The sequence below is a fragment of the Craterilacuibacter sp. genome, assembly GCF_051659485.1.
GTDB lineage: Bacteria > Pseudomonadota > Gammaproteobacteria > Burkholderiales > Chromobacteriaceae > Craterilacuibacter.
Window position 1 is genome coordinate 1 of the sequence record NZ_JBOFOO010000380.1, and the last position, 2,323, is coordinate 2,323.

Annotated in this window: 2 protein-coding genes; both read right to left on the minus strand. The window is 58.4% G+C overall.

Annotated features, from left to right (window positions below):
- Nucleotides 1-117: 117 nt before the first annotated feature.
- Nucleotides 118-1,077 carry a LysR family transcriptional regulator gene (locus tag ACRC1E_RS13120; protein WP_438515537.1) on the minus strand — a complete coding sequence of 320 codons (960 nt, stop codon included), beginning with the start codon at nucleotides 1,075-1,077 and terminating at the stop codon, nucleotides 118-120.
- 169 nt (nucleotides 1,078-1,246) lie between these two features.
- The coding region (locus ACRC1E_RS13125) for an amino acid permease (RefSeq protein WP_438515536.1) at nucleotides 1,247-2,323 on the minus strand (1,077 nt) is incomplete at its 5' end.

Below are 2,323 nucleotides of genomic sequence, written 5' to 3' on the forward strand. Positions count from 1 at the left end.
CCCGTTGCCACCCCACTCCCGGGGCAGCCAGATCATCATGCCAGTAATATAAAGATATTCTTATTGGTCTGGCTTGATCCTGATCAGATGCTATCTAACTGTGTCTCCCATTTATGCCTAGCCAGACAACATGCTGCTATCTACCGTTTTGGGCCACTGCTCGCGCGCCACCATACAGCTGGCCTGCGGATAGTTCAGCATCAGCGCCTCCACCATGCACTGGGTCGCCTGCGAGGCGTGGCCATAACGCGGCAGCGTCAGGTTAAAGGCCGGGAAGTAATCCAGCTCCGACAGGTTCAGGCAGCGCAATTCACCGCTATGCACCCAATGCGCGGCATAGTGTTCCGGCAGATAGCCGATCAGCTCGCCCGTCAGCAACAGCATGGCGGTGCCTTCCATATGCGCGGAGGCCGCACGCATGGAAAAACCGTCGACTTCATCCAGAGGCGTCACCCCGGTCTTGCCGCGCCCGGCGATGGCAAAGGGCAGCAAGTCTTTCTTGCGGCTCGCCGGCGGCGCCAGCTGGAACACCGGATGCGAGGCTGCCGCATACAGGCGCTGGCGCTCGGAAAAAAGATGGGTATACGCGAGGCCGGGCATCTCGTGATCACTGGAGCACAGGCCGATACTCAGCTTGCCCTGCAACAGCAAGACCTCGATCTCGTTCGATTCCATCACATCCAGCGTTACGCTGACTTCGGGATATTTACGGGAAAACTCGCGCAAGCTGGCCGGCAAGCGGCACGCCGGATTCATCACGATGGTGTCGACCACACCGATGCGGACATGACCGAAAATCTGCTCGCGTATCTGCCCCAGCTTGTTTTCATACTGGCCAAGCTGGTTCAGCAGGCGCAGGGTTTCGTCGTAAACCTGCGCGCCTTCGGCCGTCAATTTAAAGCCGCTACGCCCGCGCTGGCACAAACGCATGCCCAGTCGCGTCTCCAGATCATTCATCTTGCAGCTGATGGCCGACTGGCTCATGCCCAGCTTGGCCTGTGCTGCCGAGAAGCCGCCGCTCTCGACGATGACCATGAAAATACGCAACAACCTGAGATCAAAATTATCCAGACGCACAAGCAAGCTCCGCTCCCTACGACCTACCGGCTCAGGCAGGCCCAACAAGAGAGCGCAAGCTACCGTCTATGAGATACCGCTGACTTGATACGGGTCAAACACAAGCAAAAAAGCCCCCGCACAGGCGGGGGCAAACTGAGTACATCACGGAAAACCAAACACTCAAGCCTTACAAAGTCAGCGCACCGGTAAACAGCTGGTAAGCAGCAAACAGGCCCAGGATCACGGCAATGGCAGCCAGCACCATTTCGTTACGGGTAAACGCGGCCAGTTTTTGCTCGCTGCGTGCCTTGAGGTAGAACAGGATACCCGGCGCATACAACACCATGGACAGCAGCAGGTATTTCGGGCCGGCCGCATACAGCAACCATGCGCCGTAAACCGAACCCAGCAGCGCAATGGCCATGTCCTTGCCGGCAGCACCTTCTTCGCCCCGGTAACCGTCCTTGCGCACGGCAATCATCAGTGCATACAGCGCACACAGCAGGTAAGGCAGCAGGATCATCGAGGTGGCCAGATACAAGAGATCCAGATAGGCCGAACCATTAAACAGGGTGATGATCAGGAACAGTTGCACCAGCGCGTTGGTCAACAGCAGCGCATTGACCGGCGCACCCTTGGCATTGGTCTTGGCGAGGAAGGCAGGCATGGTGCCGTCCTTGCCGGCCAGATACGGCACTTCGGCAGCCAGCAGCGTCCAGGCCAGCAGTGCGCCACCCACCGAGATAATCAGGCCGGCGTTCATCAGCGTCGCCCCCCAGTCACCGACTACGGCCTTGAGCACGCCGGCGGTCGAAGGGTTCTTCAGTGCAGCCAGTTCAGGCTGGGACAGTACGCCCAGCGACAGCAGCGATACGGCAACAAACATCAGGATAGACAGGGCGAAACCGATCATCGTGGCCTTGCCCACATCGGCCATTTTCTCGGCACGACTAGAGAAGATCGATGCGCCTTCGATACCGATAAACACCCAGGTGGTCACCAGCATGGTGCTCTTGACCTGATCAAGCACGGAGCCCAGTTCCGGACGCCCCCAGAAGTCGAACTGGAAGGTTTCGATCTTGAAGGCAACAAACACCAGCACCAGAAACAGGCCCAGCGGAATCAGCTTGGCGACGGTGGTGATGATGTTGATCATCGCCGCCCCCTGAATGCCGCGGCAGATCAGGAAGTGGTAAGCCCATAGCAGGACGGACGAGCACATGATGGCAGGCAGGGTATTGCCTTCGCCAAAGAACTCCAGCCC